The organism is Rahnella sp. BCC 1045 (assembly GCF_019049615.1).
In the GTDB taxonomy this organism is placed as follows: Bacteria; Pseudomonadota; Gammaproteobacteria; order Enterobacterales; family Enterobacteriaceae; genus Rahnella; species Rahnella contaminans.
Map to the genome: position 1 here is coordinate 19,671 of NZ_JAFMOZ010000139.1, position 14,948 is coordinate 34,618.

Here is a 14,948-nt window from a genome sequence, read left to right on the forward strand (position 1 = left end):
ATGTCACTTGTTGCCAGTTTTCAAAATCCGGTTGCCGATGCACAGTACAGCTTCCGTCGTATTCTCAAAGCATTAAGCGAACCCGGTGTCAGCGTGCAGTTGCCTGCCATGCCCGGCTTCGGGGCGTTAGGTTCCGCCAGCGCCTGCGTGCTGCTGACGCTTATCGACAGCGACACCCCTCTTTGGCTTAGCGCTTCACTCAACGATGAAATCCTGCGGAAAAATCTGCGCTTTCATACCAGCGCGGTGCTGACCGATGACCCTTCCGCTGTCAGTTTTGCCCTGGCGGATCCGGCCCTCGACAGCGCGACGTTACTGGCTTTCCCGTGCGGTGATGAAATGTCGCCGGAACTGGCGACCAGCGTGATTGTTCAGCTTGAAGCTCTGACCGGCGGCACGCCGCTGCGTCTGCGCGGGCCGGGCATTGAAAGCAGCCGCATGATCTCCCCGCAGCTGCCTGATTGTGTCCGGGATTATCTGCTCAACCGCCCTCACCGTTTCCCGCTCGGCCTGGACTTTATGTTCACCTGCGGCGAAGAACTGATTGCCGTACCGCGCACCACGCGCGTGGAGGTGTGCTGATGTACGTCGCCGTTAAAGGGGGTGAGAAGGCCATTGCCGCCGCCCATCAGCTGCTGGCGCACGAACGCCGTGGCAATACGCAAGTGAATGAACTGGGCTGCGAACAGATTGAGCAACAGCTGGGTCTGGCAGTCGATCGCGTGATGAGCGAAGGCGGAATTTACGACCGCGAACTGGCTGCGCTGGCGATTAAGCAGTCCGGCGGCGATCTGGTGGAAGCCATTTTCCTGCTGCGCGCTTACCGCACAACGTTGCCACGTCTGGCAACCAGCGAGCCGCTGAACACTCAGGCGATGCGCCTTGAGCGCCGTATTTCTGCCATCTATAAGGATTTGCCGGGCGGACAGGTACTCGGCCCGACTTACGATTACACCCACCGTCTGCTGGATTTTGCACTGCTGGCCGAAGGCGAAGCGCCGTTCACGCCGATTGCCGATGAACCGCAGCCGGAGAATTGCGGCCATGTGTTTGATTTACTGGAAAATCAACAACTGGCAGTGCGTGAAGAAGATGACGGCGCTGAGCCGGAAGATATCACCCGCACACCGCCGGTGTTTCCGGCTTCCCGCGCGGCACGCCTGCAACAACTGGTGCGCGGTGACGAAGGTTTTCTGCTGTCGCTGAGTTATTCCACCCAGCGCGGCTACGGGCGTAATCATCCGTTCGCCGGGGAAATTCGTACCGGCTGGCTGACCGTCGAAATCGTGCCTGAAGAGCTGGGCTTTGCGATTGATATCGGCGAAATCCTGCTGACCGAATGCGAAATGGTGAACGGTTTTGTCGATCCGCAGGACAGGCCGCCGCACTTTACCCGGGGTTACGGACTGGTGTTTGGCCGCGCCGAGCGCAAGGCGATGTCGATGTCGCTGGTCGATCGTGCACTGCAAACCCGCGAATACAACGAGCAGATCAGCAGTCCGGCGCAGGATGAAGAATTTGTCCTGTCCCACGCCGATAACGTCGAAGCTGCCGGTTTTGTCTCGCATCTCAAACTGCCGCACTACGTCGATTTCCAGGCCGAACTGGAATTGCTCAAACGCCTGCGCGCCGCGAAAGAACAGGATTCCGCCAATGAACAATAATGCCGCCCGAACCCTGACGGGTTACAACCACGGTTATCTTGACGAGCAAACCAAACGCATGATCCGCCGCGGGATCCTCAAAGCCGTCGCGATCCCCGGTTATCAGGTTCCGTTCGCGGGCCGTGAAATGCCGATGCCGTACGGCTGGGGCACCGGTGGGATCCAGCTGACCGCCAGCGTAATCGGCGAAAAAGATGTGCTGAAAGTGATCGACCAGGGAGCGGATGACACCACCAATGCCGTGTCGATCCGTAAATTCTTCCAGAGCGTGGCGGGGGTGAAAACCACCGAGAAAACGGCAGATGCCAGCCTGATCCAGACCCGTCACCGCATTCCGGAAACGCCGTTGCAGGAAGATCAGATCCTGATTTTCCAGGTGCCGATCCCTGAACCGCTGCGCTTTATCGAACCACGCGAAACAGAGACCCGAAAAATGCACGCGCTGGAGGAGTATGGCGTGATGCAGGTGAAGCTTTACGAGGACATCGCGCGCTTCGGGCATATCGCCACGACTTATGCCTACCCGGTAAAAGTGAATGATCGCTACGTAATGGATCCGTCGCCGATCCCGAAATTTGATAACCCGAAAATGAACATGATGCCCGCTTTACAACTGTTTGGTGCCGGACGCGAAAAACGCATTTACGCCCTGCCGCCCTTCACCAAAGTCGAAAGTCTGGATTTTGACGATCATCCGTTCACCGTCCAGCAATGGGATGAACCCTGCGCGATCTGCGGCTCGCACCAAAGCTATCTTGATGAAGTGGTGCTCGACGATCAGGGTAACCGCATGTTCGTGTGCTCCGACACCGATTTTTGTGCTCAGCAGGTTGAGCAACAGGCTTCCAACGAGGTTAACCGCTGATGAACACTCCCTTAAATCTCGCCGCCGAACCGCTGCTGTCGGTGAATAACCTGACTCATCTTTATGCGCCGGGCAAAGGTTTCAGCGATGTGTCTTTCAACCTGTATCCGGGTGAAGTGCTGGGCATTGTCGGGGAATCCGGTTCGGGTAAAACCACGCTGTTGCAGTCGATTTCTGCCCGCCTCGCGCCTCAGCAAGGGCAGGTGATTTACAACAACGGGCAGGTCGGCGCGCAGTCGTTGTATGACATGGCCGAAAGCGACCGCCGTCGTCTGCTGCGCACCGACTGGGGCGTGGTGCATCAGCATCCGATGGACGGATTGCGCCGTCAGGTTTCTGCCGGTGGCAATATCGGCGAGCGCCTGATGGCAGTCGGTGAGCGACATTACGGCGATATCCGCAAGAAAGCCGGTCAGTGGCTGGAAGATGTCGAAATTCCGGTTTCGCGCATCGATGACCTGCCGACCACGTTTTCCGGCGGTATGCAGCAGCGTCTGCAAATCGCCCGCAATCTGGTGACACATCCGCGGCTGGTGTTTATGGATGAGCCGACCGGCGGCCTCGACGTTTCGGTTCAGGCACGGTTGCTGGACTTGCTGCGCACGCTGGTGGTGGAAATGCAGCTGGCAGTGGTGATCGTCACCCATGATCTGGGTGTCGCCCGCCTGCTGGCGCACCGTCTGCTGGTGATGAAGCAAGGTCAGGTAGTGGAAAGTGGTTTAACAGACCGCGTGCTCGACGATCCGCATCATCCGTATACGCAGTTGCTCGTTTCTTCCGTGCTGTCCTAACCTAATTTCAGAGAAAGAGTGACCAAAATGACGACGAAGCTCAGGGTCGAAAATCTCAGTAAAACTTTCGTTCTGCATAACCAGAACAGCGCCAGATTACCGGTTTTCAGCAACGCCAGCCTGACAGTGAATGCCGGAGAATGCGTAGTGCTGCACGGGCATTCCGGCAGCGGAAAATCTACCCTTCTGCGCTCGCTGTACGGTAACTATCTGCCGGACAGCGGCAAAATTTGGGTGGAACACCAGGGCCAGCAGATTGATATGGTCAGCGCCGAGGCGCGTGAAATTCTGGCCGTACGCCGTCATACCGTCGGCTGGGTCAGCCAGTTTCTGCGCGTGATCCCGCGTATCAGTGCGCTGAATCTGGTGATGCAGCCGCTGCTGGAGCTGGGCGTGGATAAAGCACAAAGCGAAGCCCGTGCCAGTGCCCTGCTGCGCCATCTGAATGTGCCGGAACGTCTGTGGCATCTCGCGCCTTCCACGTTTTCCGGCGGTGAACAGCAACGCGTCAATATCGCGCGCGGTTTCGTGGTCGATTATCCGGTGCTGTTGCTCGATGAGCCGACCGCCTCGCTGGACGCCACTAACCGTGCCGCCGTCGTCACGCTGATTGAGCAGGCGAAAGCCCGCGGAGCCGCCGTGGTCGGCATTTTCCATGATGGAGATGTGCGCGAACGCGTTGCCGACAGGCTGTATGAAATGAGTCCAGAAACTGCTCCGGAGATGTCCGCATGATCATAAATAACGTCAGACTGGTCCTCGACGATCAGGTTGTTGAAGGATCGCTTGAAATGCAAGACGGCGTGATCTGCGCCTTTGCCGACAGCCGCAGTCAGCTGCCGCAGGCGCTGGATGCTCAGGGTGGCTGGCTGCTGCCGGGGTTCATCGAGCTGCATACGGATAATCTGGATAAGTTTTTCACGCCGCGCCCGAAAGTGGACTGGCCAGCGCATTCCGCCATGAGCAGCCACGACGCGCTGATGGTGGCGAGCGGGATCACCACGGTGCTTGACGCCGTGGCCGTGGGCGATGTGCGCGACGGCGGCCATCGTCTGGAGAATTTGCAAAAGATGATCGACGCCATCGTCAACAGCCAGAACGCCGGGCTGAACCGCGCTGAACACCGTCTGCATCTGCGCTGCGAACTGCCGCACGACACCACGTTGCCGCTGTTTGAAAAGCTGATGGATACGTCAGTTCTCTCGCTGGTTTCCCTGATGGATCACTCGCCGGGCCAGCGCCAGTTCGCCACTCCACAGAAATACCGCGAGTATTATCAGGGCAAATATCACATGAACGATGAGCAGATGGACGCGTATCAGGAAGAGCAAATCGCCCTGTCGCGCCGCTGGGCACAGCCAAACCGCGAAGCGATTGCCGCCCATTGCCGCGCCAGGAATATTTCGCTGGCCAGCCACGATGACGCCACGGCGGCACACGTTGAGGAATCTCTGGCGCTCGGCAGCGTGATTGCAGAATTCCCGACTACCGAAGAAGCGGCACGCGCCTCACACGCCAGCGGGCTGGCGGTACTGATGGGTGCACCGAATATCGTGCGCGGCGGTTCGCATTCGGGCAACGTCGCGGCGCATAAACTGGCATCACTGGGCCTGCTGGATATCTTGTCCTCCGACTATTATCCCGCCAGCCTGATGGACGCCGTTTTCCGCATCGCCAATGATGAAACAAATGCCTTCAGTTTGCCGCAGGCGGTGAAACTGGTAACGCGCAATCCGGCGAACGCGCTGGGCTTGCAGGATCGCGGTGAAATTGCTGAAGGCAAACGCGCCGATCTGGTTCTGGCACGTGCGCATGGCGATCATCACTATGTGCAAAACGTCTGGCGTCAGGGCATTCAGGTATTTTAAACGGAGAGAAAATGAGTCGTTTACTTTATCTGATGGGCGCTTCAGGTTCGGGAAAGGACAGTCTTCTGGACGCGCTGCGCCAGCATTTACCGGCGGATGTCGCCGTGGCGCATCGCTACATTACGCGCCCCGCTGACGCAGGATCTGAGAATCATATTGCACTGAGCGATGCCGAATTTATTCAGCGCCGCCAGCACGGATTATTTGCGCTGGAATGGCAAGCGCATCAGTGCCGGTACGGCGTGGGAATCGAAATCGACACCTGGATGCAGCTCGGTTGCCACGTGGTGGTCAACGGTTCGCGGGCGCATCTGGAGAAAGCGCAACAGCGTTACGGCCAGCGGCTGGTGCCGGTGTGTTTGCAGGTTTCAGACGAGGTGCTGGCTGCGCGTTTATTGCGGCGCGGACGCGAAGACGCCGGGCAAATTGCCTGCCGTCTGGCGCGTGCCCGTGAGTATGACAGCGCCTTGCCCGCGAGCTGCCACCGGCTGAATAACGACGGTGCGTTACAGGACACGTTACGGCATTTGCTGGCCATTCTTTCTCTGCCGGTCAGCGCCTCTTTTTATTCCGTCACTTCAACATGAGCGAGATTATGACAGACATCATTTCCCCGTTTTCTTTAGCTGACGAACAGGATTATTCACGTCCGAAAATCGGCCAGCAGGTCGAATTGAACCGTTCGCAGCTCGGGCAATACGTGCATATTGCCGATAACGCGATCATCGAAGAAACGCAGATCGGCGATTATTCGTATACGGCGGGCAACAATCAGATCTTCTACGCGACCATCGGCAAGTTTGTGTCGATCGCCACCTATGTCCGGATCAATCCGGGTAATCACCCGACGTATCAGCGCGTTGCGCAGCATCATTTCACCTACCGCAGCTCGGTTTACGGGCTGGGTGAAGACGATCAGGACTTTTTCGACTGGCGTCGTGAACATCACGTCACCGTCGGCAACGACGTGTGGATCGGCCATAACGCCGTGATTATGCCGGGCGTCAGCGTCGGGAACGGCGCGGTGATCGGGACATCGGCCGTGGTAACTAAAGACGTTGAGCCGTATTCCATCGTGGCGGGCGTGGCCGCGAAAAAGATCGGCATGCGTTTTGATGATTCAATGATCGAAAAGATCGAGAACAGCCAGTGGTGGAACTGGGATCACGATACGCTCAAAGAGAGAATGCCGGATTTTCGAAATCTGGATGTGTTTGCGGAGAAATATCTGTAAGGATCGGGACGATCCTTGCGGGGCAAAATTCGCGTTTTTTGCTGATACCTTATCATAAGGATCCCTGTCAGCAGAGAACGCGGATTAAAGTTCTTCAATGCTGGCGGCGATTTGATCGGATTCCAGCACGGTGACGCCGCCCAGTCCTGCGTTAAACGCCTGTTCCTGCAAGGCTTTGGCGACAACGTCCGAATCGATGGCTTTCCATTTTCCCGGCAACAGTTTAAACAGCGGCGCACTGAGTTGTTCAAGCAGGCGCGGCGGATGGCGTTTCCCGACCAGCAACGATGGCCTGACCAGCGTGAGCAAAGTCCAGCCCTGGTGCATCAGCGCCTGTTCCATGTCCCCTTTCGTCCGGTTATAGAGAAATCGTGAGTGCGCATCCGCACCGTTGGCGCTGACCGCCAGACAATGGCGCGCACCGAGTTCCTTCGCGGCTTTGGCGCAATCCACCACCAGATCGTAATCTACAGCGCGAAACGCTTCCGCGCTGCCCGCCTGTTTACGCGTGGTGCCAAGGCAGCAGAACAGCAGGTCGATCGGCTCATCCAGCGCGACCACCAGCGACGTGAGATTCGCCCCGAGCGGGTTGATCAGTTTATTACCCGGCGGCAGCGGGCGGCGGCTCGGCGCAACAATCCGGCTAACGCGCGGATCCAGCTGCAACAGACGCAAAAGCTCACGCCCAATCAGACCACTTCCGCCCAGAAGAAGAACTTTTGCCATATCACTTCCTTTTAAAAAACGGCCTTTACATGGAATTTCAGAAACAGATAAGTTCAAGTGTTACCCGATTGTAAATTTCCCGCTATAAGACAGTTCCTGTTACTCAGGCTTATCAGAAAGCGCGCGATCCCACAGCAGCTTTTTGCCAAATCCCAGGGCGTTATCCGTCATCTTGATGCTGTTAAGTTTCAGCGCCCAGACCGGCGCTTTCATGGCGATCGCCACCGGGAAGTGTTTGCAGTACAGACGGCGCGCGTGGCTCTCTTCTTCACCGGAAAGGATCGTCGCCTCACCGCGATACTGAATGCCTTTGATCAGCGCAATGGTTTTCGGATGCGGCGCGATCGTGCCCACCACCTGCGGCGATTTTGCCATCAGCGTGCCGTGCAACGTTTTCAGTTCGGTCATGAAGTATAAAGACAGGGTTTCAGCATCGGTGACGTAAAAGCAATTAGCGCTCCACATCTCGCCGTCGGCGGCGGCACACAGCGCCAGCACATGATTTTTGGTCAGGAATTTAAGAATGTGTTTCAGGTCGTCGGGGTTATTCATCGGAGGATCCTTGTCGTCTTTCCCGCAGTGTACCGTGACACACCGATGTTTTACGTCATTCTGCCGTGCGGTTCAGGTAAACTTACGCAAACTTTTCCAAATACGATGCGTCTATGTCCACTTCTCCCGTCTGGTTTTTATACATGTTGAGAACGCCCACCGGCATGCTTTATACCGGCATCACGACCGACGTGACGCGGCGTCTTGCCCGGCATCAGACCGGTAAAGGGGCGAAAGCATTACGCGGAAAAGGTGCACTGGAGCTGGTGTTCCACTGCGTGGCGGGGGATCGTTCTCTGGCCTCAAAGCTGGAAATCCGGGTGAAAAAGCTGAGTAAGCCTCAGAAGGAATTGCTGGTGAAATCCGCACCGGTATCCCTGCAACGTTATTTTGGATTGCCGGATAGCGGGAGTCAGGAACACAAGGCGCGGGAAGAAAACTAACGGGCCTGAAATCAGACCCGTTAGAAGTCAGACCCGCTGAAAATCAGAACCGGTCAAACGGCGGGGAGAATTCCACCTGCCCGCTGGCGTCGTTGAGGGCATCGTCGGACAAGGTGAAGAGCTGGAATGCCGCTTCGGTGTCCGGCCAGCGGCACTGCAAATTATGAACTGCCGCTGGTTTAAAACCAAAACGCCCGTAATACGTTGGGTCGCCAAGCACCACGACGGCGGCGTAGCCAAATTCGTTCAGGGAATCGAGCCCTTCGTACACCAGCTTTTCGCCCAATCCCTGACGACGCAAAGACTCGTCAACCGCCAGCGGTGCCAGCGCGACCCAGTTGCGATCTTCGCCCTGAATATCAACCGGGCTGAAGGCGACATAACCGACCACGCCACCTTCGTCATCGGTGGCAACAACGCCCAGCGTCAGCAGGCCGTCTTCGCGCAATTGCTGCACCAGGTCGGCTTCGGCACCACCGGGAAACGCGCGGCGCAACAGACGGTCAATGCCCGCGGCATCTACCGGAATTTCAGTGCGAATTAGCATGGCTCAGCTACCGGAGCTTTCGGCTCACGGTCCTCTTGCAGTCCCGCTTCGACAAAATCGGCCAGGCGCAGCAGCCCATTTTTCAGCAGCAGCGGCATAGTATCGAGATCGATAGAATCCATCAGATTCTTCACGTACAGACCGAGTTCCGTGTCACCCTCAATACGCAGACGACGCTGAAAGAACAGCGTATCCGGATCTTCTTTGCGCGCAGCAATCAAAATCAGATCGTTGGCGTTACCACTAAAGCTGACATCCGCGTCGCCTTTTTCTGCAACGATCAACTTGCCTTCGTCCACTGACATCAGCCAGCTCATGCTGAGATCGCTGACGTCAATTTTCAGCCAGCGGCCTTCGAGGAAATCCAGTTCGCCATCGGCCAGCGCCTGACGAAGCTGCCCGCTCAGTACCTGTTGCAAGACCTGACGCTGTAGCGCAAAAGGCGTGAATTTCAAAGGCACACTCAACAGGGATGGTCCCTGACGAACCAAACGTGCACGTAGTTTTTGCAACACTGGCACTACTCCTTTCGGTAACATTTTCGGCAATTTATTGGCAACTATTTGTACTATTTTGCCACATCGCCCGTAACGTTCAGCGGTGTACATCAATAAATACTGCAACAGAAAAACCTCCCGTACAACCTCCCCGACGGTTGCTGCGCCTTCAACACCCCAGAAACTGCCTCAAATCAAAATATTGCATCTATAGCTTCTCTAAAATAGTTCGCCAATCAAAGCCCTGACTGATGAATGAATAACGTCGGCAACTGGCTTTTCATCACCCACAACCCTTTCGCCACGGCGTGCGGTTGCAGTAAGGAACGAGAATGGAGCTACTTTGCCCGGCAGGGAATTTACCTGCGCTAAAAGCGGCCATCGATAACGGTGCTGATGCGGTATATATCGGCCTGAAAGATGACACCAATGCACGCCACTTTGCAGGCCTGAACTTCACGGAGAAGAAATTGCAGGAGGCGGCAAATTACGTTCACCGCCACCGCCGTAAGTTGCATATCGCCATCAATACATTTGCGCACCCTGACGGCTATCAGCGCTGGGAACGCGCCGTGGATATGGCCGCGCAGCTCGGTGCCGATGCGCTGATCCTCGCCGATATTGCCATGCTGGATTACGCCGCAACGAAATATCCGCACGTCGAGCGCCACGTCTCCGTTCAGGCTTCCGCCACCAACGACGAAGCAATCCGTTTCTACAAAAACAATTTTGACGTCGGCCGCGTGGTGCTGCCGCGCGTGCTTTCGATGCATCAGGTACGCCAGTTGTCTCGCACCACCGTCGTGCCGCTGGAAGTATTCGCGTTCGGCAGCCTGTGCATTATGGCCGAGGGCCGCTGTTACCTTTCTTCCTATCTCACCGGCGAATCGCCCAATACCGTGGGTGCCTGTTCTCCGGCGCGTTTTGTGCGCTGGCAACAAACCGCACAGGGCATGGAATCACGGCTGAATGACGTGCTGATTGACCGCTATGACGAAGGCGAAAACGCCGGTTATCCGACACTGTGCAAAGGCCGGTATCTGGTGGATGGCGCGAAATACCACGCGCTGGAAGAACCGACCAGCCTGAATACGCTGGAATTACTGCCGGAGCTGTTCGCCGCCAATATTGCTTCGGTGAAAATCGAAGGGCGCCAGCGCAGCCCGGCGTATGTCAGCCAGGTGGCACGCGTGTGGCGCATGGCCATAGACCGCTGCATGGCCGATCCGCAAAACTACAAAACCGACGAAGCCTGGATGAAAGCGCTGGGCGCGATGTCTGAGGGTACGCAAACGACGCTCGGTGCCTATCACCGTAAATGGCAGTAATTAAAGAGATCATCATGAAATATTCACTAGGAGCCATCCTTTATTACTGGCCAAAAGCGCAGGTTGAAGACTTTTATCAGGCAGCGGCAAACAGCAGCGCCGACATCATTTACCTCGGCGAGAATGTGTGTACCAAACGGCGCGAAATGAAGGTCAGTGACTGGATGGATGTCGCCCGTGAACTGGCGTCAGCCGGAAAGCAGGTGGTGATTTCCACACTGGCGTTGTTGCAGGCGCCGTCCGAACTTAATGAGCTGAAACGCTACGTCGAGAACGGTGAGTTCCTGCTGGAAGCCAACGATTTTGGCGCGGTCAATATGGCGTCTGAGCGCAGGCTCCCGTTTGTCGTCGGCCACGCGCTGAACTGCTACAACGCCGTCACGCTGAAACTGCTGCAAAAACAGGGGATGGTGCGCTGGTGTATGCCGGTTGAGCTTTCCCGCGACTGGCTGGTGAATCTGCTGAATCAGTGCCAGGAGCTGGGCATCCGGGATAAGTTCGAAGTGGAAGTGCTGTCTTACGGGCATCTGCCACTGGCCTATTCCGCGCGCTGTTTCACGGCTCGTTCTGAAAACCGTGGGAAAGATGAATGCGAAACCTGCTGCATCAATTATCCGCAGGGCCGGAAAATGCTGTCGCAGGAAAATCAGCAGGTGTTTATCCTCAACGGCATCCAGACACAAAGTGGCTATTGCTACAATCTGGGCAATGAACTGACGTCGATGCAGGGGCTGGTTGATATCGTGCGGCTGTCGCCGGAAACTCACGAGACGCTTTCCACTCTCGAGGAATTCCGCGCCAATGAACGGGGTTTGCATCCGTTAATGCTGACAGACAAAGCCGACTGCAACGGTTACTGGCAGCGCATTGCCGGGCTGGAACTGCGTCGCTGAGCGCTAAAATGACACTATGAAAAAGGGATATTACTTTTCGGTAATATCCCTTTTTTGATCAGACGCCTTTTCGCCGCGGCCTGAAAATCGCCCGCAGACGCACGCCGTCGCGCAGCATCCCCACGGCGATACCAATGAACGTATAAAACGCGCATAAAAGCAGAAGCATCAGGATGTCGCCGCCAACATCTTTAAACGGCAGCCCCATCTGATTCACCCCCGCAATCGCTTTGGTCGCCCAGGTCGAGGGCAGCATCGAAGATACCGCCCTGACCCACGCGGGCATCGCCTGCAACGGCCAGATGGTGCCGGAAATGTAAAAGACCGGCGTCGTCACAAAGGCCAGCGTCAGGTAAATCAGTTCCACGCTGCGCAGGCATTCCGTGACCAGTTTGCCTAATCCGAGCACGGCCAGTAAAAACGGGAACGTCAGCAGCAGAATTTCAGGAATGCTGGCCGTCTGCCGGTATCCCAACACCCAAGGCCACAGCACGAACAGGACAATCGACAGGAATAACCAGACCGGGATCAGCGCTGAAATCCCGCCAAGAAAGGCCGGTATCGCCGGTTTTCCGGAAGGCCCGCTGTTGAGCACAATGCTGACACGTACGCTGGCGATCAGCAGTGAGTGCTGCAATAACATAACCAGAAGACCGGGAAAGATAATCGCCGCGAAGCTGATGCCGGGGTTAAAGACATCCAGCGACTGCCCGATTATCGGCGACAACACCACGCTGGCCTGCCGCTCGCTGAAGCCGTTGCTGAGCAGTAAATCTGTGTTGTATTGCGTGAGGATCGCCTGATACGCCGCCAGCACATCCTGCTGGATCTGCCCGTTCGCCAGCCGGTTGGTCGCATCGCCGTACACCGGGATCACAATGTTTTGCCCGGCGAGGATCTTCTTCTCAAGATCCACCGGCATGATGATCACCGCGAACAATTTACGCAACGCCAGATCGCGTTCGGCATCGGCGAGATTATCGTAGTGGTTAGTTTCAACTTTCGACGTGGCATCCAGCTGACGGGTCAGCATGCGGCTGGCGGTGCTGTGATCCTGATCGATAACAGCGACTGGCAGATCCCAGACTGTGCGGTTAGCGTAAACCAGGCTCATCACACATAGCGAAAGCAGCAACATCATCCACATCGGTTTATCAAGCAAACCGGTAAGCACTTTGCTGAAGGTTCCCCACCAGGTTTTGAACCACTCGCGACGGGTCATTGTCCTGGCTCCTGTTGTTTCATGCGCATATACAGACGCTTGCGCACCAGCACACCGGTTAGCAACGGATAAATCAGCAGAATGCAGCACACCATCAGAATGCCGCGCAGCGATACCTGACGCAGGAAAACATCAAACATTGCCGCCAGCGCGTAACTCAGGGGTTCGATGCCGGAAATAATACGCGCCGGCAGCGGCATTGATAACACCGGAACGGCCATCCCGGAGAAGGTGAGCGCAATACTGACGAAAATCCCCATCATGGTATAAGCGGTGATGGTCGTTTTCGTGAAGGTAAATAACAGCAGCCCCAGGCTTTGCGCGGCAATCACATAAAAGAAGCCGATCACCAGCATATACAACGGATTACCGCTCACCCGTGCGTCGAAAAAGCCCACGAGCATGGCGATTTCCACCATCAGCAAGGTGGTGAAACACAGCGTGTACGGCGCGAGTTTCCCGAGCAGCGCGAGTGTAAATGACGGCGCACTGAGCAGCGCCTGACTGCGCGCCATCACGTAAATCATGCAGGTGACGGTGAAAAGTTGCAGAAGGTGGATGGTGGCGGCAAATTGCTGATAATAAATGTAGCTGCCGCTGGCGTTGAAAAGGCTACCGTAAGAGAGATCGACGCTGGCCAGTGACGGTAACGTTTTGCCGATTTCTGTCGCGATAATCGACCGGTAGCTGGTGTTCAGCTCAGTGATAAGCCCGCTGAAATCTTGCGTGGAATACAACCCGGCACCGTAAAACAGAGCGTTGTAATACAGAACCGCGCTCGGCTGTTTACCGGCCAGTACGTCCGCTTCGAAGTTCACCGGAATATACAATAATGCGTAATCCTGCGCGGTTCGCAGACGGTATTCCGCTTCCGGCAATCCGCCTTCAAAGGCCTGAACGTGCGCATGAGAACCCGCGTCGAGTTTACGGGTCAGCGTTTTGGATAGCGTGCTGTGATCGTTATCCACCACTGAAACGGGCAAATCCAGCAAGGTGCCTTCAGAGAAGTTGCTGCTGATCAGGCCAAACAGAAGTAAAGGGAAAATCCAGCACAGCCAGTGGATCACCGGCTTACGAAAGGCGTAATTTGCCTCGCGGGTAAAAGCACGACTGAAACAGCGCCATGCGGCTTTTATCCTTTCACTGCGCGGCGCTTTGACCGGCTTCACTTCGCCTTCCACTGCCAAAGTGCACTCATGCCCTGACGTAATCCGGGAACCGGTTTGGCAGGATAAAGGCGCACTTCAAAGGTTTTTAAATCGAAGTCACCGGTCGCGCGCGTTGCACGTTTGGTGGCGTAATCACCGAGCGGCGCGATATAACGCACTTCGGCTTCAATCATTTCATTATTCAGCGCAGGCACGCGCATCTGCACTTTGTCGCCTTTGCGCACGCCCGCCAGAATGTCTTCACGCAGGTTAAAAACGAAATAGGCATCAGGCAGACGGACTAACGTCAGCAACGGGCTGGACGCACTTTGCAGCTCGCCAATTTCCACCGGGATCGGCCCGACTTCGCCGTCTACCGGCGCTTTCACCTGTAAATCATCGGTCTGAGCTTTCACTTCCAGTAAATCTTCTTCCGCCTGACGCAGCTGCGCGGCGTAGCTCTCGCGTTGTTCCACGCGGTCGCCGTTGATGCCTTCATCAAGATTGGCTTTAGCAACGAGAACTTGTGCATACGCGCTGTCACGCGCACGGCGGGAATCTTCTAAGTCGGAGGCGGAGATAAAGCCTTTCCCGGCGATTTTCGCATTGCGGTTGTATTCATCGCGGGCGTTGACGTATTCGGCCTGAGATTGCGCCAGTGTCGCTTTCAGGTTGCGGATGCTTTCTTCACGCGTCCCGTTAACAGAAAGTTCGAGCTGGGCTTTGGCCTGATCGCGTGCGGCTTCCAGCGCGCGGAGCTGCGCCATCATTTCCGGGCTGTCGAGGGTAATCAGCAACTGGCCCGCTTTTACGTCATCGCCACGTTCGACATGACGTTCAATCACGCGGCCTTTGGCTTTCGACGCGACAATGACTTCAGGCGCATCGACTTCGCCCTGAAGCAGGAGATCTTCGTTATGCGCACGAAATAAAACAGCCAAAGAAACCGCAACCGCCACCAGCAGCAGGGTTAATAACATTCGTTTACTCATTGATACCACGTCCTTTTTGTTCGCCTGAATTATTTACCGGCATTGGTTTTCCCTTCCATCATTTTCCCTGCCTGCTTTCGCAGCCTTTTCAGGCGCATTTTTTACTTCAATGAAATCATAGCGGGATGAGCAGAGACTTTTTAACACAAAACAACATATTGGCTAAAATTATAGTTTA

18 protein-coding genes are annotated in these 14,948 nt (G+C 56.0%); 11 read left to right on the plus strand and 7 right to left on the minus strand.

Annotated features, from left to right (window positions below):
- The 8 genes from phnH to J1782_RS20195 are packed head-to-tail and all read left to right on the plus strand — an operon-like array spanning position 1 to position 6,422.
- On the plus strand, positions 1 to 582 hold the full coding sequence (phnH, locus tag J1782_RS20160; RefSeq protein ID WP_217153799.1) for a phosphonate C-P lyase system protein PhnH: 582 nt from the start codon (positions 1 to 3) through the stop codon (positions 580 to 582).
- Complete coding sequence (locus J1782_RS20165) at positions 582 to 1,664, plus strand: carbon-phosphorus lyase complex subunit PhnI (RefSeq protein ID WP_217153800.1); 1,083 nt, start codon at positions 582 to 584, stop codon at positions 1,662 to 1,664. The genes phnH and J1782_RS20165 overlap by 1 nt, the downstream gene beginning before the upstream one ends.
- Positions 1,654 to 2,529 (plus strand): alpha-D-ribose 1-methylphosphonate 5-phosphate C-P-lyase PhnJ, encoded by an 876-nt coding sequence (locus tag J1782_RS20170; RefSeq protein WP_152325263.1) that lies wholly within the window; start codon positions 1,654 to 1,656, stop codon positions 2,527 to 2,529. The genes J1782_RS20165 and J1782_RS20170 overlap by 11 nt, the downstream gene beginning before the upstream one ends.
- The gene (gene phnK, locus J1782_RS20175; protein ID WP_152325264.1) at positions 2,529 to 3,320 is read left to right on the plus strand and encodes a phosphonate C-P lyase system protein PhnK; all 792 of its coding nucleotides are present in this window, start codon (positions 2,529 to 2,531) and stop codon (positions 3,318 to 3,320) included. Before J1782_RS20170 ends, phnK begins: the two co-directional genes overlap by 1 nt.
- A gap of 27 nt (positions 3,321 to 3,347) precedes the next feature.
- The gene (gene phnL, locus J1782_RS20180) at positions 3,348 to 4,055 is read left to right on the plus strand and encodes a phosphonate C-P lyase system protein PhnL (protein WP_152325265.1); all 708 of its coding nucleotides are present in this window, start codon (positions 3,348 to 3,350) and stop codon (positions 4,053 to 4,055) included.
- Positions 4,052 to 5,188, plus strand: coding sequence for an alpha-D-ribose 1-methylphosphonate 5-triphosphate diphosphatase (gene phnM, locus J1782_RS20185; RefSeq protein ID WP_217153801.1), 1,137 nt, complete (start codon positions 4,052 to 4,054; stop codon positions 5,186 to 5,188). Before phnL ends, phnM begins: the two co-directional genes overlap by 4 nt.
- Positions 5,189 to 5,199: 11 nt before the next feature.
- A complete protein-coding gene (gene phnN, locus J1782_RS20190) occupies positions 5,200 to 5,775 on the plus strand; it encodes a ribose 1,5-bisphosphokinase (protein ID WP_217153802.1) in 576 nt (191 codons plus the stop codon).
- Positions 5,776 to 5,783: 8 nt separating this feature from the next.
- A complete protein-coding gene (locus J1782_RS20195) occupies positions 5,784 to 6,422 on the plus strand; it encodes a DapH/DapD/GlmU-related protein (RefSeq protein ID WP_165058870.1) in 639 nt (212 codons plus the stop codon).
- Between the two features lie 84 nt (positions 6,423 to 6,506).
- On the opposite strand, the gene J1782_RS20200 is transcribed toward J1782_RS20195, so the two are convergent.
- Positions 6,507 to 7,148 (minus strand): hypothetical protein, encoded by a 642-nt coding sequence (locus tag J1782_RS20200; protein WP_208951565.1) that lies wholly within the window; start codon positions 7,146 to 7,148, stop codon positions 6,507 to 6,509.
- Between the two features lie 99 nt (positions 7,149 to 7,247).
- A complete protein-coding gene (locus J1782_RS20205) occupies positions 7,248 to 7,700 on the minus strand; it encodes a YhbP family protein (protein WP_208951566.1) in 453 nt (150 codons plus the stop codon).
- 113 nt (positions 7,701 to 7,813) lie between these two features.
- Between J1782_RS20205 and J1782_RS20210 the strand changes: the two genes are divergently transcribed.
- Positions 7,814 to 8,143, plus strand: a complete 330-nt coding sequence (locus J1782_RS20210) for a GIY-YIG nuclease family protein (protein WP_208951567.1) — start codon at positions 7,814 to 7,816, stop codon at positions 8,141 to 8,143.
- A 43-nt stretch (positions 8,144 to 8,186) separates the two neighbouring features.
- Here J1782_RS20210 and J1782_RS20215 read toward each other — a convergent pair whose 3' ends face one another.
- Positions 8,187 to 8,690 (minus strand): GNAT family N-acetyltransferase, encoded by a 504-nt coding sequence (locus J1782_RS20215; protein WP_217153803.1) that lies wholly within the window; start codon positions 8,688 to 8,690, stop codon positions 8,187 to 8,189.
- Entirely contained in the window at positions 8,684 to 9,205 is a 522-nt protein-coding gene (locus J1782_RS20220; protein WP_217153804.1) for an SCP2 domain-containing protein, read from the minus strand. The genes J1782_RS20215 and J1782_RS20220 overlap by 7 nt, the downstream gene beginning before the upstream one ends.
- Positions 9,206 to 9,519: 314 nt before the next feature.
- Between J1782_RS20220 and J1782_RS20225 the strand changes: the two genes are divergently transcribed.
- Both J1782_RS20225 and J1782_RS20230 read left to right on the plus strand, forming a co-directional pair.
- Positions 9,520 to 10,515: a peptidase U32 family protein gene (locus J1782_RS20225; RefSeq protein WP_217153805.1), complete on the plus strand. Its 996-nt coding sequence runs from the start codon at positions 9,520 to 9,522 to the stop codon at positions 10,513 to 10,515.
- A gap of 14 nt (positions 10,516 to 10,529) precedes the next feature.
- Positions 10,530 to 11,408: a U32 family peptidase gene (locus tag J1782_RS20230; RefSeq protein WP_152325278.1), complete on the plus strand. Its 879-nt coding sequence runs from the start codon at positions 10,530 to 10,532 to the stop codon at positions 11,406 to 11,408.
- Between the two features lie 58 nt (positions 11,409 to 11,466).
- Here the strand turns inward: J1782_RS20230 and J1782_RS20235 are convergent, their stop codons facing one another.
- The 3 genes from J1782_RS20235 to J1782_RS20245 are packed head-to-tail and all read right to left on the minus strand — an operon-like array spanning position 11,467 to position 14,770.
- The gene (locus tag J1782_RS20235; RefSeq protein WP_152325279.1) at positions 11,467 to 12,630 is read right to left on the minus strand and encodes an ABC transporter permease; all 1,164 of its coding nucleotides are present in this window, start codon (positions 12,628 to 12,630) and stop codon (positions 11,467 to 11,469) included.
- Complete coding sequence (locus tag J1782_RS20240) at positions 12,627 to 13,799, minus strand: ABC transporter permease (RefSeq protein ID WP_101078331.1); 1,173 nt, start codon at positions 13,797 to 13,799, stop codon at positions 12,627 to 12,629. Before J1782_RS20240 ends, J1782_RS20235 begins: the two co-directional genes overlap by 4 nt.
- Positions 13,796 to 14,770 carry an HlyD family secretion protein gene (locus tag J1782_RS20245; RefSeq protein ID WP_217153806.1) on the minus strand — a complete coding sequence of 325 codons (975 nt, stop codon included), beginning with the start codon at positions 14,768 to 14,770 and terminating at the stop codon, positions 13,796 to 13,798. The genes J1782_RS20240 and J1782_RS20245 overlap by 4 nt, the downstream gene beginning before the upstream one ends.
- Between the last annotated feature and the right edge of the window lie 178 nt (positions 14,771 to 14,948).